Origin of the sequence: Pelagicoccus sp. SDUM812003 (assembly GCF_031127815.1) — a bacterium.
Lineage (GTDB): Bacteria > Verrucomicrobiota > Verrucomicrobiia > Opitutales > Opitutaceae > Pelagicoccus.
Genome location: NZ_JARXHY010000008.1, coordinates 13,251 through 39,154 on the forward strand (window position 1 = coordinate 13,251; position 25,904 = coordinate 39,154).

The window sequence follows — 25,904 nt, forward strand, 5'->3', positions numbered from 1 at the left end:
TAGGGTTTTCTATGAATAACTTTATCGTTATACGGTCGTTTCTGAACACCATGGTGACTCCAAAACGTAATCAATCCACCCGGGGGCGTAGCGGCTCCGGGCCCATCGTTTTTCCGCAAGTCCCTGATCTCCAAACAGTCTATGTCCTGACCTAATCCGAAAGCATCCAAATCCAGCTTGCCGCCAACGCGAGCGCCAGGATGCCGGCGGTCATCTTCCAGAACAGCGTCGGATTTCGTTCAATGAAGGGCCCGGCGTTCTCCGGAAGGAACTTCGGGTTCGGATGCTCAAGATCGTACTCGAATTCTGAATAGGATTCATAGCGAAGCTGAGGATTTATGGAAACCGCCTTGCGGATGGCCCCATCCATCCAAACCGGCACGTGGGAGTTGAACTGGGTGGCGGGCCGATAGAAGAGCACGGAAAAATCCCGGGCGCTGTGGCATCGCTCATAGCGCTCGCCGTATGGCAGCTTTCCGGTCAGCATCTCATAGACGATGACCCCGAGCGAAAACAGGTCGGAGCGACGGGTGGGCTTTCGTTCCAAAAAGTACTCCGGAGCGCTGTATCCGAGGGTGCCGAGAGCCTTCTCCCGCTCAAACGGGGCGTCGATCTCCTGCAGACCCGCCACGCGCGTGGATCCGTAGTCGATGATGACCGCCCCGCGCGTCGGGTGCAGGATGACGTTGCTCGGTTTCAAATCCTGATGCAGCATTTCCATGCGGTGCATGGCTCGAAGCCCCTGCAGGATCTGGCGGGCGATGCGGGCCACCTCGCGCACATCCGGCTTCGGATTGCGCTTCATCCACAGCTCCAGGGAATCCCCTTCGATGTACTCAAGAATTGTATACAGAAAATCCTGACCCTTGGGAGGTACGATGGCCGCCGCCAGGTGACGATGCTTCAGCTTCCGCCCGATCCAGCCTTCCATCAGGAAGCGTTCGATATAGCTCGGATCTTCCTCGAAATTTACCGACGGCGTCTTCATCACCACCAATCGGTCGCTGCTGAGCTCTCGAGCGAGGTAGGTCTGGCTGCGGCTGGTCGACTGGATCTCTCGCTCGATCTCGAAGCCATCGATCTTCATGCCCGGAGCGAGATCGGGCGGAAATGGCAAGCGCCTGAAAATCCGCTCATGCTCTCTCCGACTCGCCGCTCCCACTCCCATGACCTCGAGCAGAATAGCGGAGCAATTGTCGTTGCTTCCCGCAGACAAGGCCGCTTGGCAGAGGGCTTCGCAGGCGAAATCGAAGGCGTTCGTCTCCGACTTCTCCACCGTTTCGCGCAAGGCGTTTTGCGTAACGAATCCATGGATACCATCGGTGGTGAGCAAAAAGCGATCCCCCGGCTGGACCCGAAAGCTACGCGTCTCGATCTCCACCCCAGTGTCCATGCCCATGGCGCGCGCCAGGCCGCCGCCGCCTTTGCCGTAGCGAAAGCAATGGTCCCGCGTGAGCTGCTCGAAGCTCTCGCCACGCAAGCGATAGATGCGCGTGTCGCCGACATGAAAGACATGCCCGCTCTCCCCTTTGAATACGAGTCCGCTGACCGTGGTCACGTAGCCGCGGCCGTCGAGAGAGTTGCTTTGGCCCAAACCGAAGAGCCAACGATTCAAGGATTGCAAGACCTTGAAGACGCAGGTCGCGACCGTCCAGGCCTCAGGCGCGTCGTAGTAGTCGTTGAGAAAGCCTTGCACGCAGATCTCCGCCGCCTGCTTGCCGGCCTCGGCCGAACTGACCCCGTCCGCGATGACCACCGCCACGCCCTTGGTGAGCAGCTCCATGCCTTCTGGAGTCCGAAGGCCGAGGCAATCATCGTTCTGCTCGTTCGGCCCGGCATGGCTGAACATGCCGGCTTCGATCTTCAGGGCGGACTTGAGCTGCATAGGACTTGGCGGGAAACGAGAAGTGAATGGCAAGGGGCGGCCCCTCTCAACGTCAAAAGCAGCGGCCGCCTTCGACGCCGCCGCTGCCCTGACCTAAGGGAACAAACTACACTCTGAAAAAAGACTATGCCACCTCGATGCGCTGCACCGTACCGTCGTCCAGCACCTCCACGGTGTGGCCTTGCGGCTCGTCGAGGAAGTAGGAAGCGGCAAATGCCAAGGCGGAGGAAGCCCCGATCACCATGAAGAAGGTGGAGGCGTCCACGAAACTATAGACGGTGAGGAAGCACACGGCGCCGACGTTTCCGTAGGCCCCGACCATGCCAGCGATCTGACCGGAAAGACGACGCTTCACCAGCGGCACGATGGCGAAAACCGCGCCCTCGCCGGACTGCACGAAGAACGAACACAGCATGGTCGCCATCACCGCGAAGACGATGGGCCACGAACTGTTCACCATGCCCATGACGAAGTAGCCCACCGCCAGGCCGCAGATGAGAATCATCATGGTGGCGCGGCGTCCGAACTTATCGGATACAAGCCCGCCGATCGGTCGAGCAAGCAGGTTCATCAACGCGAAACCGCCGCCGAAGAGGCCCGCCATTTGAGGCGACAATCCGAAGGTATCCATGAAGTACCCCGGCAGCATGGACACCACCGCCAGCTCCGAGCCGAAGGTCACGAAGTAGTTGACGTCGAGAATCGCCACTTGCTTGAAGTTGTAGCGCTGCTCCTCCTCCACCCCATCGCGGAGCATGTCCTTGTTGACCGAATAGATCGAGGCGACCTGCACCACGAACAAGGCCGCCAGAGCCAGGTAGATGCCGTAGGTGGCGCCTTGGGACAGCAAGTCGACTCCGGATGGAGAGAGCTTCCAGGCCAGCACCGCCAAGCAGGCGTACATGGGCACCGTCATGCCGATGAGGAAATAGAAGTCGCGCTTGCAGGTGACCTCGAGACCGCCGGACTTCTTGGGCTTGAAATACGTCGAGCCCTTGGGCGTGTTGCGGGCTTTGATGAAAAAGAAAACGCCATAGACCGCAGCGATCGCTCCGGTGGTGAGCACCGCGTAGCGCCAGCCGTTTTCGCCTCCGTAAAAGAGCATCAAGCTAGGCAGGGTGAACGCCGCCGCCGCGGAGCCGAAGTTTCCCCAGCCACCGTATATGCCTTCCGCCAAACCGACCGTCCTGGCGGGAAACCACTCCCCGATCATGCGTATGCCGATCACGAAGCCCGCTCCGATGAAGCCCATCATCAGACGGGCGAAGGCCAGCATCTCGTAGCTGCTAGCCATGGAGAAAAACAGGCAAAGCCCGCCCGCCGCCACCAGCAAACCGCTGTACACGTGCCGCGGCCCGAACTTGTCGACCAGCATGCCGATCACGATGCGCGAGGGAATGGTGAGGGCCACGTTCAGGATCAGCAACGCCTTCCATTGCGCCACCGACATCTCGAAGGTCGACATGATGGCGTCGCGCAGCGGGGCGTGGCTGAACCACATCACGAAGGTCAGGAAAAACGCGAACCAGGTGATGTGGAGGGTGAAGATCCGAGGATCGGAAAAGTTGAATAGGTTGATTCTAGTCTGAGACATTGGGAGAGCTTTTTTAGTCTGCTTCCCGTTTCAGCTACGCTCATGCCAAGCGCTCGCGATGCTCAAATTAATCCATTTCAAATTTCTAAGAACTTTCCTAAATTTATTTCATACCTATCGTTTTTCCCAGCGTCGGCCGGCCTTTCATCGCCCCGCCTTCCACCCGCCACGAAAAAGCAGGAAGCCCGGCGCTCTCTCCATCGCCGCGACTCCCTGCTCAAAAATCAGCCCGCCGAGCGGGCCCCTAAGGCGCATCTCGTTTCGTCTAGACCGCCTTGGCCTTCTTTCGGGCCTTCTTCTCCTGTTCGCAATCGTCGAGAAACTGCAGCAGACGGCGGCGATATTCGTAAAAGTCGGCCGTCTCCATGATCTCCTCGCGATCGCGGGGACGTTCGAAATGGATGTCCATCACCTCGCCGACCTTGGCGCCGGGTCCGTTGGTCATCATGCAGATCCGATCCGACATGTAGACCGCCTCGTCCGGATCGTGCGTGATCATCATGGTGGTCAGCTTTTCGAAGTTCAGGATATTGAGAATCACGTCCTGCAGCTCCATGCGGGTCAGCGAGTCGAGGCGACCAAAGGGCTCGTCGAGCAGCAGCATCTTGGGACGCAGGGCGATGGCGCGAGCGATGCCCACACGCTGCTGCATGCCGCCCGACATCTCGCGAGGAAACTTGTGCATCGAGTCCTTCAAGCCGACGGCGCAAAGCGCGTACTCCACCATCTGCTGCTTCTCCGCCTTGGACGCGTCGGGAAACACCTGCTTCACGCCCAGCATCACGTTCTGATAGGATGACATCCAAGGCAGCAGGCAAGGAGCCTGGAAGACCACCGCTCGGTCAGGGCCCGGTCCCGTGACTTCGCGCCCCGCCACCACAACCCCGCCGGACGTGATAGGGATCAAACCCGCCACCATGTTCAGCACCGTCGATTTGCCGCAACCGGAGTGGCCGATCACGCTGACCAGCTCGCCCTGCTTGACCAGCAGATTGAATCCGTCGACCACCTTTATGGCCTCGCCAAAGGGGTTCGGATAGGCCTTCACCACGTCGTAGAGCTCTACGTATCTATCTTCTAACATTTCTCAATTCCTCCGTAGTTATCGAACCACTACCGAGCGACGAGTCGCAGGCATGAAATCGTAGGGTTTGATGTCCGGCATCGGCACGGTGTTGTCCACCTGCAGCTCCTTGGACTCCTTGTTCAGTCCCACCATGAAGCGGGTGACCGAATTCTTAAGCTTCATGAACTCCGGGTTCTTGTTCAGATTGGCTCGATCGCGGGGACGCTCCATGGTCACCGGAAACTCCTTGGCCAGAGTGGCCCGCGGACCGATGGTCAAAGGCACGATGCGGTCCGCCATCAGCGTGGCTTCGTCCACGTCGTTGGTGATCATCACCACCGTGCGCTTGTCCTCCTCCCAGATGCGAATGATCTCGTCCTGCAGCACCGCTCGCGTCAAGGCGTCGAGAGCGCTCAACGGCTCGTCGAGCAGCAGCACTTCCGGCTGCATGGCCAAGGTGCGAGCCAGCGACACGCGCTGCCGCATGCCACCGGAAAGCTCGTGGGGCTTCTTCTCCAACGCCGGCGTCAAACTCACCATCTCCACATAGCGCTCCACGTGCTCCTTGGTCTGGGCCTTGGAGTAGTTGGGAAACACCTGCTTCACCGCCAGCTCGATGTTTCCGAAGACCGAGAGCCAAGGAAGCAGCGAGTAGTTCTGAAACATGATGCCGAGACGCGGACCGGGCTTGTCGATCACCTTGCCGTGCAGCCTAACCTGCCCCTTGTCTGGCTGCTGCAATCCGGAGAGCAGCGACATCAAGGTGCTCTTTCCGCTACCGGAAAAACCGATGATGGCCACGAATTCGTTTTCCTTCACCGATAGATTCACATCGCTCAACACCTCAGTTCGATTGGTCGGAGGTCCGAAGCCGATGGATACATTGTCCATTTCTAGATAAGCCATGCGTAACGCCTTTCTATTTCGGGTTATTTTTCTGGTATCCAGATTTCCTAGACAGTGGCGCCCTTGTCGTCAAAGGAGACGAAGCGCTGCAGCACGATCATCATGCGATCGAGGAAGAACCCGATGATTCCCACCACGAAGCAGACCATGATGATGTTGGCGAAGGTCAGGGACGAGCCGTTCTGGTACTCATCCCAGACGAACTTGCCCAAGCCGTCCGACGAGGACAGCGCTTCCGCCGCGATCAACACCATCCAACCGACGCCCAGCGAAATGCGCAACCCGGCGAAAACCAGCGGCAGAGCGGAGGGGATGACGATCTTGAACAGGCGATCCCAGAAGCCCAGACGCAGCACGCGGGCCACGTTGATGTGGTCGTTGTCGATGGAGGACACGCCCAGGGCCGTGTTGACTAGCGCCGGCCACACCGCGCACATGGCCACCGTGCACGCGGAGAAGATCAGCGCGGGATTCACCTCCAAGGAGGAGATGAAGGGAAGCGAGTTGAGAAAGTTAAACAGCGGGTGGTTCTCCGGATCCGGGAAGAACGCCCCTACTACGATTTGAAAGATCAATAGCCATACCACCGGCGAGACCGGCTTGAAGATGGAAATGATAGGCGTCATGCACGCCATGAAGATCTTGTTCAACCCGCACATGATTCCCACCGGGATAGCCACGAAAGCCGCCATGAAGAATCCCACGAAAACGGTGAAGATGGAACGCTTGATCTGGTGATAGATGGTCACTGCGGACGCGTACTCCTGCCCCGCCAGGCGCTCGATGCTTTCCTCCGATCGCACCGCTCGCTTGGCTATGGACAGCGCCTCCTTGGCGGTCTCCGCCGCAGCGAGCTCGGCCAAATAAGCCTCTAGCTCGGCCTTCTCCTCGTCCAGCTTCACGTTGAGGTTGCGATCGTCGAGAAACTCGAGGCGCGTCTTGAGAAAGAAAAGCTTGTCCGCCAGGCTGTCGTACCGCTTGCGCGCGTCGTCCAGCGGCTTGTACTTGGCGCCGCGAATCTCATCGATCTGGGTCTTAAGCGCATTGAGCTCATCCCGCTCGGCGTCCGACGCCAGGGCATCCTGCCGAATCGCCTTGATTAGAACGCTCTTGTCCGTACGGCCAGCGGCGACCTCCTCCGAAATGCTGGCGATCTCAGCATCCCGAGCTTTGGCAGCATCTCTGTATTCAGATCTCAACTCGTCGTAGCGGGATTCGATCGGAGCGATGCGCGTCTCGATGCGGGACGCCTTTTCGGCCTCCTTCTCGGCAACCAACGCTTTCGCATCCTCCACTTCATTTTCCAGCATGGCGTAGTCCGTCGAAACCTGCTGAAAAACGCGCTGGCGCTGCTCCCCGCTCAGCAGAAAGTCCTGTCGCTTCACCTTCTCGCGGTCCGCTATGGTATCGTTGATCTTCACCGAATCCCAAACGACATCCGGCGTAGGAACCTCGCCCGACTTGGTCTTATGCCTCGGGCCGAGCCAGTCCCAGAACCAGAGACAGGCCAACACGAAAAAGATAGGGATCACCAGGTACTTGAGGATGCTCTGAAGCTGCTTTTGCGGCTCTTCGCCGAAAGCGAGCCGTATCACCGGATCGAATACCGTAAAGCCGCTCACATCGAGCGCCTTGAGGATTTTATACTTAACTTTGTCCTTAGCCGATTCAGCCATGGTCGTAACGGGTCGAGAGGTTAGTTTCGAATCTGAGTAAATGAACCTCGAAGGGAGGCGATCGGCTCAGTCCGCGAGCGGCGATCGCCTCCTTAAAAGGCCTTTTCAAAAAAGGATTTGCTAGTCCTTGTTTCCGATCGTGTGAGCGTTCAGGTAGCCGATCGGATCCTTGGGGTCATAGGTGATCCCGTCGATGAACTCGTCGGTCGCCGGCTTGTATCCATCGGTCTCCCAAGGGATGTCCGCCTCCTCGATGTAGCCTTCTTCAAGAAGGTGGCGAGCCGCTTCCAAATACACGTCAGGGCGATAGACCTTCTTCGCGGTTTCGTGGTACCAGTCAGCCGACTTCGGCTCGGTGATCTGGCCCCAGCGGCGCATCTGCGTGAGGAACCAGATTCCGTCGCTGTACCATGGATACGTGCTGTGGTACTTGAAGAACACATTGAAGTCCGGCATCTCGCGCTTGTCGGTCTTCTGGAAGTAGAAGTAGCCGGTCATGGAGTTCTTGATCACGTCGAAGTCCGCCCCGACATAGTTGGGCTGGGAGAGGATACGAACCGCCTCTTCGCGATTGACCAGCGTCCCGTCTTCATCCGTTTCGTCGAGCCATTTGCCGGCGCGTATCAAAGCCTTAACGACAGCGATATGCGTATTCGGATTCTCTTCGGCCCACTTCGCGGTCACGCCGAACACCTTTTCCGGGTTGTTCTTCCAAATGTCGTAGTTGGTGGTCACCGGCACGCCAATGCCCTTGGCCACCGCCTGCTGGTTCCAAGGCTCGCCCACGCAGTAGCCGCTGATGTTTCCGCTCTCGAGCGTGGCCGGCATTTGAGGCGGGGGCGTCACGGAAAGTTCGACCTGGGCGTTGGTGAAACCCTTCTTGTCCTCCGCGGTGTAGAAACCGGGATGAATGCCAGCGGCCGCCAGCCAGTAGCGGATCTCGTAGTTATGAGTGGATACAGGGAAAACCATTCCCATCTGCAGTTTCTCGCCCGCATCGATCTTCTCCTCGACGATCGGCTTGAGGGCGTCCGCCGTGATGGGATGAGGCGGCGTATCGGTATCCAAAGCCGGATCGTTGTACTGCATTTCCTCCCAGATGGAGTTCGAAACCGTGATACCGTTTCCGTTCAGGTCCAAAGTGTAGGCCGTGATGATGTGGGCCTGGGTGCCAAACCCAATGGTCGCCGCGATGGGCTGGCCGGAGAGCATATGGGCTCCGTCAAGCTCGCCGTTGATCACGTTATCCAAGAGCTGCTTCCAGTTCGGCTGGGCGATCACCTCCACCTGAAGGCCCTCTTCCTCGAAGAAGCCCTTCTCCTTGGCGATCACAAGCGGGGCGCAGTCGGTCAGCTTGATGAAGCCAAATTTCAGCTCGTCCTTTTCCAGGTCCAGTTGCTCCGCAGTAGCGGAGGAAACAGCCAGCGTGAGGCTCGCTGCGGTGATAAGTCTTCTAAGGTTTTTCATACTCGATTCAGTTCGGGATTTCAGGTCGTCTCCAGTTAGCCAACAGATGTATCGATTTTCTCATGACAGGGTTATCCCTGCCAAATCTAGAAAACCATGGGATTTGTTGATACCTGCTATTAGCGACCCATGCGCCAAAACGCGTCGAAATGGACAAATACACCCGCTCCCGAACACCGTTATACTGAAATCCTCCCCACGCTTTTTCCTTACATTCAACAGCTTACACGAAACTCTCCCTCCTATTCGCATTACAAATAATTTTACATATACACCGCTTTCATGAATTTCATTCATTCCTACAAGAATTGCGTTCCATGGAAGCTCGTTAAGTTTAAGCGGGTGGCGAAAACGAAGCATGAACGATTTTACGCGCTTGAGATCCGGCGGGTCGCTCCAGCAGGTCGCAATGCCTCAGAGCTAAGGGTTGGACTCTAACGAAGGTCGCCGAGCCGAGACGCGCCAATCTGGGGCGAGCTTCGCAAAAAAGCCCCCTGCGACGATCGCAGGGGGCCGTTTCAGACCTGGCAGATAAAAAGGGATAGAGGCGCTTTGCGAAACGTCAGGCGGGCACGAAGCGAGCTCGAGAGAGAGCCTTCTCGTAGAGATCCTCGCGGAAAACGGTCGAAGCCCGATCCACGGCGGCAGCGTCGATCTGGCCGCAGTTCTCCACCAGGCGGCTGACGATCCATTCGCGATCCGCGGCGCTGGGTCGATTCGAATCCTGGGCGTAGAAGCGCATAAAGGCCGGACTGCTTTCCACCCTCCCCAATCCGTAGTTGAATTGTGGCGACAAGCATTGCTCGATCAGCTCGGCAGGGCAATTGATGCGTTTGCGATCGCTGATCATTTCCGAAATCTCGGAGCGATGGGTCGGATCGTCGCAAAGGGCGCAGGCTTCGATCAATGCCGACATCAAAGCGATGTGCTCGTCCGGATGCTCCTCAGCGAAACGCTCCCGCACCATCAGCACCTTTTCCGGATGCCCAGGGCTGAGGTCCACGGAATTGACCGGCGACCAGCCGATCTTCTGCGAAATGGCGAGGCTGCCCCACGGCTCTCCGGCGCAGAACCCGTCGATGGTGCCGGCATGGAGATTTCGACACATCTGCGTCGGAGGAAGCGTCACCAGCTCCACATCTTCCTCCGGATCGATGCCTGCCTCGATCAGCCACTCGCGCAGGTGGAAATTGTGAGAGGAACACGCGTAGACCGTGGCGAACTTGTACTTTCGAAACGCCTTGCGGTTGTCCACGTCCATCTTGAGCGTCTCCTTGTTCTTGACCCCGCGACGACGCAGCTCCTCGGAAAGCACGATGGCGTTTCCGCCTCGGCTGAGCACCAAGCCAGTGATGCAGGAAACCGCTGGGGCTCCCATGCCAAAGGAACTGGCGAACGGCAGGGTGCAAAGGGCGTGCGCCGCCTCGAGCTCGCCGAAATTGATCTTCTCGCGAATCGTCGCCCAACCCACTTCGCGACTCAACGCCACGTTCAGACCCTTCTTTTCGAAAAGACCATATTCGGCTGCGACGATCAAAGGAGCCGCGTCCACCAGACCGATGTAGCCTAGCCGCGTCACCGAGCGACGATTGAAGACAGAGGGAGAGATTCTGGCATCAGAAATTCTAGAGGGTTGCACGCCATTCATCCTGCGCCGTGCAGCCGCCCGCGTGCCAAAAGAGTTAAAAATCTTGAAATACAAAATATTCTAATCCAAATACTCTTTTCCGTAATATTTTTCATGAGGGATGATATCATAGACAGCCGTCAGCTCCTGGCATTCAAGACTCTGGCCGAAACGGGGAGCTTCACCTTGGCCGCCAAGCAGCTCAATCTTACGCAATCCGCGGTGAGCCACTCCATCAAGGCGCTCGAAGACGATCTCGGCTGCGCCTTGATCAATCGCTTGGGTCGCAAGATCCACCTGACCGAGGCGGGTGACATCTTCCTCGCCGCCGCCGAGCGCATCCACCAACGCATGCATCGGGTGCGTTCGGAGCTGGAGGCGCTGAGCCGCTGGGGAGCGGGGCGTCTGCGCATCGGGGCAGGCACCACCGCTTGCCAGTACATCCTGCCCACCGTCATTCGCGAGTTCCGCCAAACCTTTCCCGACTGCCAGCTCTCCATTTCGCCAAACGACGCCAAGGAACTGATGGATGAATTGCGGGGAAACGAGATCGATCTCGCCTTCACCCTCGCCCCGCTGTCCGACGACGATATCGAATGCCAAACGGTATTCGAAGACACCCTACAGTTCGCCGTGGCCCCATCCCATCCTTGGGCCAATCGCAAGGTGGCTCCGGGCTCGGAGATCGACGAGCAAACCTTCGTCACCTACAGCAAGCGCAGCCTTACCTTCGAAAGCATTCGCCGACACTTTCGCAACGAAGGGCACACCTTTTCCAAGGTTATCGAGCTGGGCAGCATGGAGGCCATCAAGGAGCTGGTGAAAATCGGCATCGGCGTCGGTATCATCGCTCCATGGGTAACGCAGAAGGAAGCCCACGAAGGCAGCATCTTCCTGCTCTCCCCCAGCCGCAAGGCCCTCAAGCGCTCCTGGGGCGTCTGCTACGTGAAAGGCCGACGCCTCTCCCTGATGGAGGAAACCTTCATCGGTCTGTGCGAAAGCGCCTGCGATTGCCTGGAACAATAGGCTCGCCGACAAAGAGCCTGGGCGTGGCATATGAGATGCTGAACGCCCTGCGTGCCTGATTCGCCCTTCTACTCTCGTCTCCCTGCGCTGCAGCGTTTCCCGCGCGTTGCTTTGCTGGCCATCGCGCTGGCCGCCACCACGCTCGCGAGCGCCAAACCTGAGATCCTGATCCTGGGAACCGATCATCTCAGCCAAACCTATCGGGAAGGCCAGCCAAAGACCGATGTGTTGAGCCCGGAAAATCAGGCTTCGCTCGAACGATTTCGAGACGAGATCGTCGCCTTCGCTCCCGACGCGGTGATGATCGAAGTCCTGCCCAGCCGACAGGAGAAAACCGACGAGGAATACGCTCTCTTCCGCGAGAACGCTTTGGATCCCTCGCGCCTAGAGTATCCGCGACACGAGCTTTACCAGCTGGCCTTCCCCATCGCCCTAACGCTGGGGCTGGATCAAGTGCATTGCGTGAATTCGATCGGCGGCACCTCGCAGGGAATCCTCACCAATGGCGACAACATCGAGATCTACCGCGAAGCGGGAAAGGAGCTTCGGGAATTCGCCATCGCGAAGTACCAGCAACTGGGCGACGGCGACCTGTCCTTCTACGGCTTTCTCCACTTTCTGAATACACCGGAAGCCTACAACAAGATCTACCATCTTCGCTACATGGCGCCCGCCCGCGTCCGTAACGGCACTTTCTCGAATCCCGACGAACGCGTACCGCCTGAGTCATACTTGGAAACTGAATACATCGGAGCCGAGCTGATCTCGATATTCAAAAACAGAGATTTCAAGATCTACTCGAACATTGTCACACGACAGCTGGAAACCGGTTGCCAGCGCATTCTACTGATCGTCGGCACCGGCCACGTGGGCAGCCTTCGCAGCATCTTCCGCGACGACCCGGAATTCGAACTCGTCGACGCTCTTGCCTACTTGTCCGCTAACGCGAACGCCAAATAGTAGTCGCCGCTCTTTGTACCCATTTTTCCACCACCGCAGGCGATCACCACGTACTGCCGCCCATCGACCTCGTAGGTGGACGGCGTCGAGTAGCCGCCCGCGGGCAGCTTGTAGCGCCAAAGCTCCTCTCCCGTCGCCCGGTCGAACGCGCGAAAATACTCGTCCTTGCTGGCTCCGATAAACAGCAGCCCTCCCGCCGTGACCACCGGACCGCCGTAGTTTTCGGTACCGGTCGGCGGCAGCCCTTTTTCCACGAGTTCCGGCACGATGCCGAGCGTCGTTTTCCAAAGGTACTCGCCGGTGTTGAGGTCGATGGCGTTCAGGGTGCCCCAAGGCGGCTTCACCGCAGGGTAGCCTTTCGAATCAAACCAGCGGTTGTAGCCGGTGTGGGTCCACGGACGCCGCGGCTGCGACGCCTCATCGCTGGACGCGGTGGCTTCGATTTCATGCCGATCGCCGGAGTCCACCGTCAAGAGATAGTCCACGATGGCGTCGCGATCCGAGTCCGCAAAGAAGCCGAAGGCAGGCATTACGCCTTTGCCCAACTCGATGCGATCCGAAACGTCCTGCGGCGACAGACGCTCTCCCACATTCAGCAAGGCGGGAATGTTCTGGGCAGGGCTTCCGCTTCGGTCCGCGCCGTGGCAGCCGGCGCAGTTCTGCATGTAGATGCGCTCGCCGGTTCCGGTCGCCTTCGTGGTATCGACCATGGTGAGGATCCACGGCATCTCGTTGGAGTTGATGTAAATGACGCCTTGCGGATCGACCGCCGCTCCACCCCATTCGCCACCCCCGTCGTAGCCGGGGAAAATGATCGTTCCCTCCTGACTCGGGGGCATGAAAGGGGTGTGAGGTTTCAGGGTCACGAAGCGATCGAGCGCTTCCTTATGGGATTCGGGGGAAACGTCGGTGATCAGGTCATAACTGAAAACCTGACGAGCGAACGGCTCCGGTTTGGTCGGCAGCGGCTGCGTCGGCCAGGCTTGCTCGCCCGCTAGGTCAGACCATGGCACTGGAATTTCCTCGATCGGATAGAGCGGCTCTCCGGTCTCGCGATGAAACACGAAAACGTGTCCGGATTTGGTGATCTGGGCTACCGCTGGGATGACCTCTCCGTCTCGCTGCATCGTAAACAGATTGGGCGGTGCCGGCAAATCGCGGTCCCAAATGTCGTGGTGCACGAATTGGTAGTGCCAGATGCGTTCTCCAGTACGGGCGTCGAGCGCCAGCAAGCAGTTGGCGAATAGATTCTGACCGAGGCGATCCCCGCCCCAAAAGTCGAAAGCCGCCGAGCCGGTCGGACAAAAAACCATGCCGCGTTCGCGATCGATCGACATGCCCGTCCAGACATTGGCTCCCCCGGTTTTCAGATAGGCGTCTTCCGGCCAGGTGTCGTAGCCGAATTCGCCCGGGCGCGGGATGGTGTTGAACTTCCAAACCAGCTCGCCGGTGCGAACGTCGTACGCTCGGATCGGACCCGGAGCGGAAGGAGCAGGCCCCTCGCCTACCCGCATGCCCATGATGATGAGATTCTCGAAGACGACGCCAGGCGTGTTGGCCTGCACTTGGTAGCCTTCCACGTCGCGTCCCAGTTCGGCCTTCAAATCGACGCGGCCATCGACGCCGAAATCCGCGATGCGCCGCCCGGTCCCTGGATCGATCGCGATCAGGTAACGGTTGACCCCGAAAAGGATTCGTTTCTCGTCTCCATTCTCCCAATACGCCAGGCCGCGATTCACGCCCCGACCTTCGTTCGAGTCGAGTCCCTCGTAGGGATCCAGGCGCCAGAGTTGCTGGCCCGTCGCTGCATCGATAGCCACCAGATCGAGCCGGGCGTCGGTTCCGTAGAGCGCGCCTTCGATCACCAGCGGATTGCATTGGATCTGGCTGCGACCGTCCGGATCGTCCGCGCCTCCCTGCCATTGCCAAGCCAGTTCCAGCTGATGCACGTTCCGAACAGTGATCTGATCCAAGGTCGAAAACTGACTCGAGGCGGCGTCGCCCAAGTACGTTTTCCAGTCCGCCGAAGCGGCAGCGTGAAGAGGCATGGGGAGGTGAGCGACCAATGTCGCTACAGCGAGAAACAAGCGGGGCATGAGGACTAGCAATGCGAATCCGCACGATGTTTGGCAATCCCCGAAACCAGTCGCCCAACTGCGGAACGCCGACGAATCCATCGCCCCTTGTAAGAAATCTGAGAAAGCGACGACTCGCGTAGCGGGCGGCCCGACATTGCTTATGTTGCCCTCCTCAGCTCCTTCGCGGACTGAAAAACGCTCGTCGTCTTCCAACCATGGTTTCCTACTCCCACCGTTCCATTTCCCGTCTTGAGTCTCACCCTCAGCCTGCTGCGAAGAGCGCTACCGAGACGATTCAGCTCCCCACCGCTTGCGATTGCCCACCTCCTAGATTAGAGATAGGGGCTAGTGGCCTCACCGACCTAGAGTCCCAAAGCCGTTCGCATTGCAATGCCACCGGCGTCACCACCTCTGGCGAGCAGTTCGGAAACCCTTTGGATACTCAACCGCTGACCGGGATCGCGATCGGATAGGCCCCCACCGTCCTTCCGAAGCCAAGTAACATGAGCACCTCCGACCACGATCTTGCCAAAGCGAACGAAGCCCTTCGCGAGCGTATCCAGGAACTGGAGAGGATCAACGCGTCGCTCACGCATCAGGTGGAGCGGGCGACCCAAGCGGCTGAAAACAGCTCCATCGGGCGCGCTGCCAAGGAATTGGAGGAACAGGTAGAGGAGCGCAATCGTCAGCTGGAAGAGACCTTGCTCGAGCTGGAAAGATCCAACGAGGAATTGACCATCGCCAAGGAAAAGGCGGAGGCCTCAGCCCATGCCAAGAGCCAGTTTCTGGCCACCATGAGCCACGAGATCCGCACTCCCATGAACGGATTGGTCGGCGTGCTCACCCTCATCGAAGACGGCCTGCCGGCGTCCAAACGCAAGCTCCTCAAAACTGCCCAAAACTGCTCGGAGGACCTGCTGCTCATCATCAACGACATCCTCGACATCTCCAAGATCGAAGCGGGCAAGATGAATCTCGAGCGCATCGTCTTCGACGCCCGCGAACTGCTGGAAAGCGTATGCGAACTCCATAGCGCCAGCGCTCATGCCAAAGGGCTGGAAATCGTCTGCGATACCGATCCGCAGCACGACTACCAATGCCTCGGCGACCCGCTTCGCATTCGGCAAGTGATCTCAAACATCGTCAGCAACGCGGTGAAGTTCACCGACAAAGGCGAAGTCGTGGTGAAGGCCAGCGTGCTGCTCAACCCCATCATCGGAAACAGCCTGTTCATCGAGATAATGGATACCGGAGTCGGCATCAGCGCCCAGGCCCAGGAACGCCTCTTCGAAACCTTCTCCCAAGCCAACTCCTCCACCACCCGCAAGTTCGGCGGCACCGGACTCGGCCTGGCCATCGCCAAAAAGTTCGTCGAGCTCATGGGAGGGGAAATCGGCGTCGCTAGCAACGAAAACGTAGGCACCACCTTCTGGCTGCAGATCCCCCACCCCAATGAGCGCCCCCATGGTCGGCACTCCTTCGACACGGAAAAGATCGCCGGAAAACGCGTGCTGATCGTCGACTCCAACGAGACGAACCGCGCCTACCTTTCCCGCTGGCTCACCTACTGGGACTGCCAAGTGACTGACTCGGGCTCCATGAAGGATCTATTCGAGAATATCAGCAAATTGGATACACCAGAGCGACCGAGCTACGACATCTTCCTGATCGATCAAAAGCGGGCAGATCGGCATAGGGAGAGCTGGAAGAAAGCCGCGGAGGACATCCTGCAAGCCAGTCGTACCCGAATCATCACCCTCTGCCGCGCTCAGGACGGCCGCGACTGGACCCTGGACGATCCCAACAGCCTCGCAAAACCTGTCACCATCGGGCGCCTTCACGATTGCCTCGCTGGGAACGCATCGGCAGACGATTCCTCCGACGCCCAACGAAAAGGCATCGCTTTTCAGCGCTACGAGTCGCTGCGCCTCCTGCTGGTGGACGACAACATCACCAACCGCTTGATCGCTTCCCAGCTCCTCGAACAACGTCATGGCATCAAGGCGAAAACCGCCGCCAACGGCATCGAAGCCCTCGAAACCCTCAGAGACGAGCCGTACGACATCGTGCTGATGGATTGCATGATGCCCGATATGGACGGGTACGAGGCCTCGCGGGCTATTCGCCGCGGGGAAGTGGGAGCCACCAACAAGGACGTGATCATCATCGCCCTCACCGCCAACGCCATGAGTGGCGACCGTGAAGAGTGCCTCGCCGCCGGCATGGACGACTACCTCACCAAACCGCTGCGGGCCGCCTTGCTGGCCAAAGCTCTCCACAAATGGGTGGGCGGAAAAAAGAGCCCCTCCGTGCACAAAATCCCCGAGGAGCCCCGTGACAATTCCGGAGACGAGTTCGCCAGAGCCCTCTCGTGCGAACCCCTTTTCGACCCGACGAATCTGATTGAGATGTACGAGGAAGAGTACGCGGTCATCAACAATCTGCTGGAGTTCTTCCTTTCGAATCTGGACGACACCTTGAGCCAGCTGCAAGAAGCGGTCGAATCGAACGCCGACGCCGAACGGCTACGCTTTCTTTCGCATCAGATAAAAGGCTCCGCCGCCAACTACGGCGCCCAGCGGCTTTTCCTCATCACCAAAACCATGGAGCAGCACTGCGTGCAGAACGAAAAGGAAAAAGCGATTTCGCTCTTCCCGGAAACCAAAGAAATCGTTTCGCGCACAATTCGGGAAATCGCTCAGTTCAGCGTGGACAGCAACGGAACCGCAAGTCAGTAGGCCCGTTGCCGCGACCGACATAACGCAAAGCCCTCCAGGCGGCCCCAAACGCGTATCCTTATCCTCAATACGTTTGCAGAACGCGTTCAACGGCTTCCATCACGGTGAGCTCGCCAGCCGCCACCTTGTCGCGAACCTCGGATAGACAGCCCTTCACTTCGCTCTTCTGATAGAAAAGCCGCAAGGCGCTTTCCTCCAGCAGCGTCTTGAACCACTGGGAATTCTGGGCCGCCCGACGCGACTCGAAGACGCCGTTCTCCTTCAGGAATTGCTCGAATCCGGTGATCATCTCCCAAATTTCATCCACCCCTTCGCCGGTGACGGAGGAACAGGCCATGGCCTTGGGCTTCCACTTGGGCGTGTACGGATGCAGAAAACGCATCACCCGCTCGTACTCGGATCGCGCCGCCCGGGCTCGCGTGACATTGTTTCCATCGGCCTTGGTCACCACGATGGCGTCCGCCATCTCGATCACCCCTTTCTTGATGCCCTGAAGCTCGTCGCCCGCTCCCGCGATCTGCAGCAAGAGAAAGAAATCCACCATAGAGCGAACCGCGACCTCGCTTTGCCCGACGCCAACCGTTTCGACTAGAATCACGTCGTATCCAGCGGCTTCGCACAACAGAATCGATTCGCGCGTCTTAGCTGCCACACCGCCGAGCGTGCAACCTGAAGGCGATGGACGAATGAATACGTTCGGCATACGCGAAAGCTCTTCCATACGGGTCTTGTCGCCCAAGATGCTGCCGCCGCTGACCGAACTGCTCGGGTCCACCGCCAATACGGCGAGCTTGTGGCCTGCGGCGCAAAGCTTCTTGCCGAGGCACTCGATGAAGGTGCTCTTTCCCGCTCCCGGAGTGCCCGTTATCCCGACGCGTATCGACTTTCCGGATGCGGGCAAACAGCGACGCACCACTTCGCGGGCGATTTCCTTATGAGCGGTCGCTTCGCTCTCCACCATAGTGATGGCCCGCGCGAGCAACGCTGTATTGCCATTCTCGATACCTTCTACCGCTTTATCCGCGTCGAGAGGAGCCTTGCGCCGCCGCCCTGCGTTCGGTCGATCGGAGATTGAAATGCCGCTCACGATTTCGCCAGCGTAGAGCGACTTGTCCGCATCCTTTGGATGCCATTCTGGGTTGCACTTGATCGTTTTGGGTTTCATCGGGAAAAATCGTTTGAGAGCTGCTGATCACGAGGTCGGGCCTAACCAGATCTTCAGTTTTTCATAGTCTGCGACAAACAGGCAAGATGCCTTTCGGTTTTCAGTTTGCAGGGCGGGGCGTCGACCCGCCATCTTTGTCGCCTCAGCGCGGCGACCTACACCATGGAGCCGCGTTCCTGCGGAACGTGCCAGCTCCACGCGCCTCTCCTTCGCCCACGAAAACGCGCCGCCTGCATTTCTACAAGCGGCGCGTCGCGAGAGTGACGATTCAGACAGACTGACTAGAGGTCCTTGAGCAAGAGCTTCAAGGTCTCCTTGGCGGAGTTCGGGATCACGGTGCCGGGACCGAAAATAGCGGAAGCTCCGTTTTCGTAGAGGAACTCGTAATCCTGTACCGGGATCACGCCGCCGCACACGACCATGATGTCCTCACGATCGTACTTCTTGAGCTCGGCTACGAGCATGGGAAGCAGCGTCTTGTGACCCGCGGCCAGCGAGCTCATAGCGACCACGTGCACGTCGTTTTCCACCGCTTGACGAGCGGCTTCTTCCGGAGTCTGGAAAAGCGGCCCGATGTCCACGTCGAATCCGAGGTCGGCGTAAGCGGTCGAAACCACCTTCGCTCCACGGTCGTGTCCGTCCTGACCAAGCTTGGCGATCAGGATACGCGGACGACGTCCTTCCTTTTCCACGAACTGATTGATGAGTTCCTTCACTTCGTCCACGCCTTTGTCCTTTCCGAATTCTTTTGAGTAAACGCCAGAGATGGAGCGGATCTGAGCCTTGTAGCGTCCGAAGGTCGCTTCCATGGCGTCGGAGATTTCTCCCAACGAGGCCCGGCAACGCGCCGCTTCGACCGCCAATCCGAGCAGGTTGCCCTTCTCGCCGGCCGCGCAGCGTTCGATGGCTTCCAGCGCCTTGCGACAAGCCGCTTCGTCGCGGTTGGCCCGCAGCTGCTCGAGGCGCTTGACCTGTGAGTCGCGCACCGCGGAGTTGTCGATATCGAGGATCTCTAGTGGATCTTCCTTGGCCAAACGGTACTTGTTTAGGCCGACGATGGTTTCCTTGCCGCTGTCGATGCGAGCTTGGCGACGAGCCGCCGCTTCCTCGATACGAAGCTTGGGGATGCCTTCTTCGATAGCCTTTGTCATGCCGCCCAAGGATTCGATCTCCTGGATATGGCCCCAGGCCTTCTCCATGAGCTCCTTGGTGAGCGACTCGACGTAGTAGCTGCCGCCCCATGGGTCGATGACATTGCAGATACCGGTTTCTTCCTGCAGGAAGAGCTGGGTATTGCGGGCAATGCGAGCCGAGAAGTCGGTCGGCAGGGCGATGGCCTCGTCCAGAGCGTTGGTGTGCAAGGACTGAGTGTGACCGCAGGCCGCAGCCATGGCTTCGATGGCGGTACGGGCCACGTTGTTGAACGGGTCCTGCTCGGTGAGCGACCAGCCGGAAGTCTGCGAGTGCGTGCGCAGAGCCAGCGACTTGTCGTTCTTCGGATTGAACTGGCTGACGATTTTCGCCCACAAGCAGCGAGCGGCGCGCATCTTGGCCACTTCCATGAAGTAGTTTTTGCCGATCGCCCAGAAGAAGGACAGACGCGGAGCGAAGGCGTCGATATCCAGCCCCGCTTCCACACCGGTGCGGAGGTACTCAAGGCCGTCCGCCAGCGTGTAGCCCATTTCCAAGTCCGCAGTCGCCCCGGCTTCCTGCATGTGGTAGCCGGAGATGGAGATGGAATTGAACTTCGGCATGTTCTGCGAGGTGTACTCGAAGATGTCGCCAATGATCTTCATCGATGGCGCCGGCGGGTAGATGTAGGTGTTGCGCACCATGAACTCCTTGAGGATGTCGTTCTGGATGGTGCCGCTAAGCTGCTCCAGAGAACACCCCTGCTCCAACGCCGCCGCGATGTAGAACGCCAGGACCGGGATAACCGCCCCGTTCATGGTCATGGAAACGGAGACCTTGTCCAAGTCGATGCCGTCGAACAGCACCTTCATGTCTTCCACCGAATCGATGGCCACCCCAGCCTTGCCGACGTCGCCCGCCACGCGCGGGTGATCGCTGTCATAACCGCGGTGAGTCGCCAAGTCGAAGGCGACGGAAAGGCCTTGCTGACCGGCGGCGATATTGCGGCGATAGAAGGCGTTCGACTCCTCAGCAGTCGAGAAGCCAGCGTACTGCCGAACGGTCCACGGACGGAAAACGTACATCGTGGCGTACGGTCCGCGCAGGAAAGGAGCGATACCGGCGGTGTAGCCGAGGTGCTCCATGCCTTCGTAGTCCTTTTTCGTATACAGCGGCTTTACGTCGATGCGCTCCATCGTTTCCGATACGAACGCGTCCGCGTTTTGCCCTGTCTTTGCTTCGAGGTCCTTTTCCCAGGCGCCAACATCGGCTCCCGAAACGCCGGCCTCGAAATCTATAGAAGTGAAATCCACATCTTTCATTTTAAAATCGTGCTCGCGGTTTAGAGGGCTCCCAGTTCCACCAGGAACTTCTTGTTGGTTTCGTAGTTGTCGGACTTGATGAATATGTAGTCGTCCATGCCAGCTTCGCGGTATGCCGCTTCCTTGTCGCCGGGATAGCCGGCGAGGATGATCGTGCAGTCCGCAGTCGCTTCCTTGAGGGCTTTGGCCAGCGTCGGAACGCGTTCCTCATAGTCCGGATCGGTGCCGCAAATGGCGACCAGCTTGGAACCGCTTTCCTTGAAGGCTTCCACCGCTGACACGTCATCGTCGAAGCCCTTGGGGAAAATCACGTCGAAACCGCCCGCCTCGAAGAAGGAGCGCGTGAAGTCGGCCCGGGCCTTGTGCTTCTTGAGCGGTCCCAAGTTAGCCAGGAACAGCTTCGGTCCATGGCCGTGCTTGGCGGCGTAGGCTGCCGACGCGGCGCGAAGGTCTTCGTAGATCTCCGCGAGACGCTTGTTGGGCAACGCTTCGCAGCTTGGCTTTTCGTCAGCCACCTTGCGCAAGGCTGCAACCATCTGTCCGATCGTCGCTCCGTTTGCAGCAGCGCCTTCCAGACAGCCGGAACATTTTATGGAAACGTCCTTGGCCCGAGCGGCAGCAATCGCTTCCGAGCGATCCGCCTTCAATGCCCCGACGCCTACGCCTTGTCCTTCCAGCGGTTTTTCCTGCAGGTTCGGATAATTGTTCGTACCGACAAGACGGATACGTTTCTGGCCAAGCATCTTCTCCTTGGCGGAGCGCGTCGCAGCGACGACACCCTGAACGTATCCACTTTTCAGTGACTCGAATGCGCCACCTTCCTTTTCGATACCTTGGAAGGCTTTCCAAGCGACCTTCGAGAGCTCGCTGGTAAGATTTTCCACGTACCAGGAGCCGCCCGCTGGATCCACCACCGCAGTGAGTTCGCACTCTTCCTGCAGGACCAGCTGGACGTTGCGAGCGATGCGGTTCGCGAACTCGTTGTTGGGGCGGAGAATCTCATCGAACCGTCCGACGCAGATGCTGTCCGCGCCGCCCACCACAGCGGAAAACGCTTCCGTGGTGCCGCGCAACATGTTCACGTATGGATCGTGCTTGGTCTTGTTGTACACGCCGGTGCGAGCGTGCAGGCTCATCTTCGCCGCTTCGGCTGAACCGCCCATGGAGGTGACGATCTTCGCCCACAGTTTGCGAGCGGCCCGCAGCTTCGCCACTTCCATGAAGAAGTCGGGACCGATGGCGAGGTTGAACTGCAGTTGCTTGGCCGCTAGATCAACGTCGACGCCGCGCTTGACCAGTTCTCTTATATAGAAGACGCCGTTGGCCAAAACGCCGGCCAGCTCTTCCGTAGCGCTGGCGCCAGCAGCATGCAAAGGCCAACCGCTCACGCCGATGGAACGGAAGCTCGGTGTGGTTTCGCTCGCGCTTTTCACCAGATCGGCCGCCTCGTCCATCAGAGCGTCCAGACTCGTCGAGAGGCTTCCCTCGCTGGCCAGAACGCCGAGCGGATCGAAATTGTAGCCGCCGCTGACCTTGGCCAGATCCACGCCTGTTTCTTTCAGCCAAGCCGTGAACAGCGACGCGAAGTAAAGGCCGGAACAGCCGGTTTCGAAGTAGAAGGGAACCGCGTCCGCCACCACTTCCTTGAAGGCCTTGCGCAGATCCTCCACGCAAGCTAAGGAGAGTCCGTCCTGACCCACTTGCTCTTCCTGAGCCTGATCCGGGTCGAGACCGTTTCGAGTAGCGGCGTCCAGGCGAACGCGCACCGCGTTTTGTCCGCTTTGCAACGCATGCAGCAGAGTCTTGTTGAACTCCTCTGGAGCTCCTCCTCCAAGATCCTGGGCCACTTCCCAGCCACCCTGCAGGTAGCCCTGAGGTTTCGTTCCACGAGTGTAGTCGCCTTGGCCCGGGACGGATTCCGCAGCCTCCAAGTCGCTACAATCCTCGCGCCGATAGATCGGCTGAAGAACGATCCCCTCGGGGGTCTTCGTAAGCATCTTCTTATCGAAGGGAGCTCCTTTCAAAAGGCGCTCCGCAGCTTCGCGCCATTGCTCGTAGGAGCACGCCTCGAAGTCGCCCAATAAAGGTTCCTTGACTGTGTCACTCATGATAAATCGGTGTACGTAGAGGTTAATCAAAAACCGACGTCACGCGAACGCGCGTAGCGTCGAGTCTGGGCCCCACAATCAGAACCTCGCCGAATTTGTCAATTAGCTAATTTTATCCAAAGCATTATTGACTTAAGTAGGCCTAATGTCCAATTTCGCCACCGATTCGGCACGACAACACCATATGTCACTTCCAATGATACAGCAAATCGATCACATCGGCATCGCGGTCAAAGATCTCGAAGAGGTGAAAGCCTACTACGAGAAGTCGCTTGGTTTGAAGTGCGAAGCCACCGAAGAGGTGGAATCGCAAAAGGTACGCACGGCATTCTTCCATGCTGGCGAGGTCCATATCGAGCTACTCGAGCCGACCGACCCGGAGAGCCCGATCGCCAAGTTCCTGGAAAAAAAAGGCGAAGGGATTCACCACATCGCCTTCCGCACTGACAATATCGAGGGTCAGCTCCAACACGCCAAGGACAGCGGCGTGAAGCTCATCCACGAAGTACCCTTCGAAGGGGCGGCCAACAAGCTCGTGGCCTTCCTCCATCCGAAGTCCACCCATGGAGTGCTCACCGAGTTCTGCATGGAGAAGCCGGACTAAGGACCAGTCGAAGCCTCAGATTCTTATCACCATGGCAATCGATCCCAAATTGTTAGAACTGCTGCGCAAGAAACGCGAAATCGCGAAGAAGGCCGGCGGCGAGGATAAACTGGCCAAGCGCCGCGAAAAGGGACAGATGTCCGCTCGCGAGCGACTGCTCTACCTGTTCGACGAAGGCACCTTCCAAGAATTCGGCATGCACGCAGCCCACACCGCCACCCGCTTCGGCATGAAGGACAAGCTCATGCCTTACGATGGCGTGGTCTGCGGCACCGGCTTCGTCGAAGGACGCCCAGTCGCCGCTTTCAGCCAGGACTTCACGGTCGGCGGCGGCGCGGTCGGACGTATCCACGCCAAAAAGATCTGCGATCTTATGGACTATGCTCACGAAGCGGGCATGCCATTGATCTCCGTAAACGACTCCGGAGGCGCTCGCATCCAGGAAGGCGTGGATTCGCTTTCTGGATACGGACAGATCTTCTTCAAAAACGTGCTGCTTTCCGGCGTCGTTCCCCAAGTCGCCATCATCGCTGGCCCCTGCGCCGGCGGCGCCGCCTACTCGCCCGCCCTGGCGGACTTCATCATCATGACGAAGTCCAACGCCAACATGTTCATCTGCGGACCGGACGTCATCAAGGCGGCCACCGGAGAACAAGCCTCGCTCGATCAGTTCGCCACCGCGGCAGCTCACGCATCCGTTTCCGGCAACATCCACATGATCGCCGAAGACGACAAGCACGCCCTCGAGCTCGCGTCCCGTCTGCTCAGCTTCCTGCCGAGCAACAATCTGACCGATCCGAATCACGATCTGGAAGTGGAGCTCGATCTCTCCCCAGACGAAGGCATGAACGAGATCGTTCCCGGCTCCCCCAAGGAAGCCATGGACGTTCACGCAGTCATCGAACGCCTGGTGGACGATGCAGACTTCTTCGAAATCATGCCGAGCTTCGCTCGAAACATCGTCACCGGTTTCGCCCGTATCGGCGGCATCGTGGTCGGCATCATCGCCAACCAGCCGACGGTCAAGGCCGGCACCCTGGACATCGACAGCTCCGACAAGGGCGCCCGCTTCATCAGAACGTGCAATGTATATAATGTACCACTGGTAAACCTGGTCGACGTACCCGGCTTCATGCCAGGTCTCGCTCAGGAACGCGGCGGCATCATTCGCCACGGAGCCAAGATGCTCTTCGCCTACGCGGCATCCACCGTACCCAAGATCACCCTCATCATGCGCAAGGCCTACGGCGGAGCCTACCTCGCCATGTGCTCAGCTGACATGGGAGCGGACCGCGTCTACGCCTGGCCCACCGCGGAAATCGCGGTCATGGGCGCTTCCGGAGCGGTTAACGTGCTCTTCCGCAACGAGATCAAGAACGCCGAAGACCCCAAGGCTCGGGCCGCGGAGCTCATCGAGGAATACGCGGAGGAGTTCTCCTCGCCTTATCAGGCGGCGGCGAACGCCATGATCACCGACGTGATCGAGCCTTCGGAAACGCGGGCCACCATCGCTGAAGCCCTCCGCCTGACGCTTTCCAAGCGCGACACCCGTCCGCCCAAGAAGCACGGCAACATTCCTCTCTAAGCGAACCGGCCTTAACCTTAAGGATTATGACATTCGTAAACCAAAGCGCCCTTCTCGCGGCAGGATTTCCGGCCCGGCCGGACTTCGGCGAGAATATCACGTTCATCGTGGTCGGGTTCGTCTTCGTGATGTGCGTGCTCATCGCCTTGTCTCTGGTCACCAGCGCCATCGGCGCCGGATTCGTCAGGGCCGAGAAACGAAAGGCCGCTCAGCAAGCCGCTGCAGCGCCGGCGCCCGTCGCCTCCGCTCCCGCAGCCAAGACCTCTTCCGGTCCATTCGATGCACACGGCGTTCCCGAGCACATCCCCGCTCTCATCGCAGCCGCGGTGCACGTCACGTTGAAAGGCAAACGGCACCGCATCCGCGGCGTTCGCGTCGCTCAAGGCGGACGTTGGGCTCAAGAGGGCCGTCGCGATATCTTCTCCTCTCACCGCGTTCGCTAGCTGCGTGCCGCGCTGAAAACCAATCTAAAAACAGTTCCAAATTATTAAGAAAATGAAGCGCCTACGCATCACTATCGAAGGCAAACAGTACGAAGTTGACGTCGAAGTTATCGGCGAAGAAAACGCGGGCTCCCAAGCGTGGCCTGCCATGAGCTCTCGCTCCGCCGCCTCTTCCGCGGCAGCAGCTCCTCCCGCTTCGGCACCTGCTCCCTCCTCTCCTCCTCCAGCCGCCGCGCTCGGCGATGTCGTTAGCCCACTCGCAGGCACCGTCGTTTCCGTCGACGTGCAGGAAGGCGCCCAAGTCAAGGCGGGCGATAAGCTCGTCACCTTGGAAGCGATGAAGATGAACACCATCGTCAACGCTCCCTCGGACGGCACCATTGGGGCCATCTACGTCAAGGCAGGCGATCCAGTCGAGGAAGGCAAGCCGCTCGTAAGCTTGAAGTAGGCTTCCTCAAAACCTTGGCTGACCAGCCAAATAAACGCAGGTAATATAATGCAAGCAATTGAGGAACTCTTCCTA

Annotated in this window: 18 protein-coding genes; 7 read left to right on the top strand and 11 right to left on the bottom strand. The window is 58.8% G+C overall.

What is annotated here, in order from left to right; all coding sequences use genetic code 11:
- Positions 1-151: 151 nt before the first annotated feature.
- From QEH54_RS12245 to QEH54_RS12275, 7 genes are all read right to left on the bottom strand, one after another.
- The gene (locus tag QEH54_RS12245; RefSeq protein WP_309018968.1) at positions 152-1,885 is read right to left on the bottom strand and encodes a bifunctional protein-serine/threonine kinase/phosphatase; all 1,734 of its coding nucleotides are present in this window, start codon (positions 1,883-1,885) and stop codon (positions 152-154) included.
- 124 nt (positions 1,886-2,009) lie between these two features.
- Positions 2,010-3,479 carry an MFS transporter gene (locus tag QEH54_RS12250; RefSeq protein ID WP_309018969.1) on the bottom strand — a complete coding sequence of 490 codons (1,470 nt, stop codon included), beginning with the start codon at positions 3,477-3,479 and terminating at the stop codon, positions 2,010-2,012.
- Positions 3,480-3,744: 265 nt separating this feature from the next.
- The gene (locus tag QEH54_RS12255) at positions 3,745-4,563 is read right to left on the bottom strand and encodes an ABC transporter ATP-binding protein (RefSeq protein WP_309018970.1); all 819 of its coding nucleotides are present in this window, start codon (positions 4,561-4,563) and stop codon (positions 3,745-3,747) included.
- A gap of 18 nt (positions 4,564-4,581) precedes the next feature.
- Positions 4,582-5,451: an ABC transporter ATP-binding protein gene (locus QEH54_RS12260; protein ID WP_309018971.1), complete on the bottom strand. Its 870-nt coding sequence runs from the start codon at positions 5,449-5,451 to the stop codon at positions 4,582-4,584.
- A 47-nt stretch (positions 5,452-5,498) separates the two neighbouring features.
- Positions 5,499-7,127: an ABC transporter permease subunit gene (locus QEH54_RS12265; protein ID WP_309018972.1), complete on the bottom strand. Its 1,629-nt coding sequence runs from the start codon at positions 7,125-7,127 to the stop codon at positions 5,499-5,501.
- Positions 7,128-7,247: 120 nt separating this feature from the next.
- Positions 7,248-8,594: a CmpA/NrtA family ABC transporter substrate-binding protein gene (locus QEH54_RS12270; protein WP_309018973.1), complete on the bottom strand. Its 1,347-nt coding sequence runs from the start codon at positions 8,592-8,594 to the stop codon at positions 7,248-7,250.
- A gap of 562 nt (positions 8,595-9,156) precedes the next feature.
- Complete coding sequence (locus tag QEH54_RS12275) at positions 9,157-10,233, bottom strand: ABC transporter substrate-binding protein (RefSeq protein ID WP_309018974.1); 1,077 nt, start codon at positions 10,231-10,233, stop codon at positions 9,157-9,159.
- A gap of 102 nt (positions 10,234-10,335) precedes the next feature.
- Here QEH54_RS12275 and QEH54_RS12280 point away from each other — a divergent pair, with 102 nt between their 5' ends.
- Both QEH54_RS12280 and QEH54_RS12285 read left to right on the top strand, forming a co-directional pair.
- Entirely contained in the window at positions 10,336-11,247 is a 912-nt protein-coding gene (locus QEH54_RS12280; protein ID WP_309018975.1) for a LysR family transcriptional regulator, read from the top strand.
- A 51-nt stretch (positions 11,248-11,298) separates the two neighbouring features.
- Positions 11,299-12,207, top strand: a complete 909-nt coding sequence (locus QEH54_RS12285; protein ID WP_309018976.1) for a DUF5694 domain-containing protein — start codon at positions 11,299-11,301, stop codon at positions 12,205-12,207.
- On the opposite strand, the gene QEH54_RS12290 is transcribed toward QEH54_RS12285, so the two are convergent.
- Complete coding sequence (locus tag QEH54_RS12290) at positions 12,177-14,255, bottom strand: PQQ-binding-like beta-propeller repeat protein (protein ID WP_309018977.1); 2,079 nt, start codon at positions 14,253-14,255, stop codon at positions 12,177-12,179. The genes QEH54_RS12285 and QEH54_RS12290 overlap by 31 nt on opposite strands.
- 533 nt (positions 14,256-14,788) lie before the next feature.
- Between QEH54_RS12290 and QEH54_RS12295 the strand changes: the two genes are divergently transcribed.
- Positions 14,789-17,023, top strand: coding sequence for an ATP-binding protein (locus QEH54_RS12295; RefSeq protein WP_309018978.1), 2,235 nt, complete (start codon positions 14,789-14,791; stop codon positions 17,021-17,023).
- 64 nt (positions 17,024-17,087) lie between these two features.
- Here the strand turns inward: QEH54_RS12295 and meaB are convergent, their stop codons facing one another.
- The 3 genes from meaB to QEH54_RS12310 form a co-directional block, all read right to left on the bottom strand.
- Entirely contained in the window at positions 17,088-18,188 is a 1,101-nt protein-coding gene (meaB, locus tag QEH54_RS12300; RefSeq protein ID WP_309018979.1) for a methylmalonyl Co-A mutase-associated GTPase MeaB, read from the bottom strand.
- A gap of 281 nt (positions 18,189-18,469) precedes the next feature.
- Positions 18,470-20,641 carry a methylmalonyl-CoA mutase gene (gene scpA, locus QEH54_RS12305; protein ID WP_309018980.1) on the bottom strand — a complete coding sequence of 724 codons (2,172 nt, stop codon included), beginning with the start codon at positions 20,639-20,641 and terminating at the stop codon, positions 18,470-18,472.
- Between the two features lie 20 nt (positions 20,642-20,661).
- On the bottom strand, positions 20,662-22,749 hold the full coding sequence (locus tag QEH54_RS12310) for a methylmalonyl-CoA mutase family protein (RefSeq protein WP_309018981.1): 2,088 nt from the start codon (positions 22,747-22,749) through the stop codon (positions 20,662-20,664).
- A 196-nt stretch (positions 22,750-22,945) separates the two neighbouring features.
- Between QEH54_RS12310 and mce the strand changes: the two genes are divergently transcribed.
- The 4 genes from mce to QEH54_RS12330 are packed head-to-tail and all read left to right on the top strand — an operon-like array spanning position 22,946 to position 25,829.
- Positions 22,946-23,353, top strand: a complete 408-nt coding sequence (gene mce, locus QEH54_RS12315; protein WP_309018982.1) for a methylmalonyl-CoA epimerase — start codon at positions 22,946-22,948, stop codon at positions 23,351-23,353.
- Between the two features lie 31 nt (positions 23,354-23,384).
- Positions 23,385-24,938, top strand: a complete 1,554-nt coding sequence (locus QEH54_RS12320) for an acyl-CoA carboxylase subunit beta (protein WP_309018983.1) — start codon at positions 23,385-23,387, stop codon at positions 24,936-24,938.
- A gap of 26 nt (positions 24,939-24,964) precedes the next feature.
- Positions 24,965-25,381 carry an OadG family protein gene (locus QEH54_RS12325; RefSeq protein ID WP_309018984.1) on the top strand — a complete coding sequence of 139 codons (417 nt, stop codon included), beginning with the start codon at positions 24,965-24,967 and terminating at the stop codon, positions 25,379-25,381.
- A gap of 52 nt (positions 25,382-25,433) precedes the next feature.
- Positions 25,434-25,829: a biotin/lipoyl-containing protein gene (locus QEH54_RS12330; RefSeq protein WP_309018985.1), complete on the top strand. Its 396-nt coding sequence runs from the start codon at positions 25,434-25,436 to the stop codon at positions 25,827-25,829.
- Positions 25,830-25,904 lie beyond the last annotated feature (75 nt).

Coding starts and splice junctions, on each gene's coding strand:
- QEH54_RS12245 (WP_309018968.1), bottom strand. CDS start 1,885: ATGCAGCTCAAGTCCGCCCTGAAGATCGAAGCCGGCATGTTCAGCCAT.
- QEH54_RS12250 (WP_309018969.1), bottom strand. CDS start 3,479: ATGTCTCAGACTAGAATCAACCTATTCAACTTTTCCGATCCTCGGATC.
- QEH54_RS12255 (WP_309018970.1), bottom strand. CDS start 4,563: ATGTTAGAAGATAGATACGTAGAGCTCTACGACGTGGTGAAGGCCTAT.
- QEH54_RS12260 (WP_309018971.1), bottom strand. CDS start 5,451: ATGGCTTATCTAGAAATGGACAATGTATCCATCGGCTTCGGACCTCCG.
- QEH54_RS12265 (WP_309018972.1), bottom strand. CDS start 7,127: ATGGCTGAATCGGCTAAGGACAAAGTTAAGTATAAAATCCTCAAGGCG.
- QEH54_RS12270 (WP_309018973.1), bottom strand. CDS start 8,594: ATGAAAAACCTTAGAAGACTTATCACCGCAGCGAGCCTCACGCTGGCT.
- QEH54_RS12280 (WP_309018975.1), top strand. CDS start 10,336: ATGAGGGATGATATCATAGACAGCCGTCAGCTCCTGGCATTCAAGACT.
- QEH54_RS12290 (WP_309018977.1), bottom strand. CDS start 14,255: ATGCCTCTTCACGCTGCCGCTTCGGCGGACTGGAAAACGTACTTGGGC.
- QEH54_RS12295 (WP_309018978.1), top strand. CDS start 14,789: ATGAGCACCTCCGACCACGATCTTGCCAAAGCGAACGAAGCCCTTCGC.
- meaB (WP_309018979.1), bottom strand. CDS start 18,188: ATGAAACCCAAAACGATCAAGTGCAACCCAGAATGGCATCCAAAGGAT.
- scpA (WP_309018980.1), bottom strand. CDS start 20,641: ATGAAAGATGTGGATTTCACTTCTATAGATTTCGAGGCCGGCGTTTCG.
- QEH54_RS12310 (WP_309018981.1), bottom strand. CDS start 22,749: ATGAGTGACACAGTCAAGGAACCTTTATTGGGCGACTTCGAGGCGTGC.
- mce (WP_309018982.1), top strand. CDS start 22,946: ATGATACAGCAAATCGATCACATCGGCATCGCGGTCAAAGATCTCGAA.
- QEH54_RS12320 (WP_309018983.1), top strand. CDS start 23,385: ATGGCAATCGATCCCAAATTGTTAGAACTGCTGCGCAAGAAACGCGAA.
- QEH54_RS12325 (WP_309018984.1), top strand. CDS start 24,965: ATGACATTCGTAAACCAAAGCGCCCTTCTCGCGGCAGGATTTCCGGCC.
- QEH54_RS12330 (WP_309018985.1), top strand. CDS start 25,434: ATGAAGCGCCTACGCATCACTATCGAAGGCAAACAGTACGAAGTTGAC.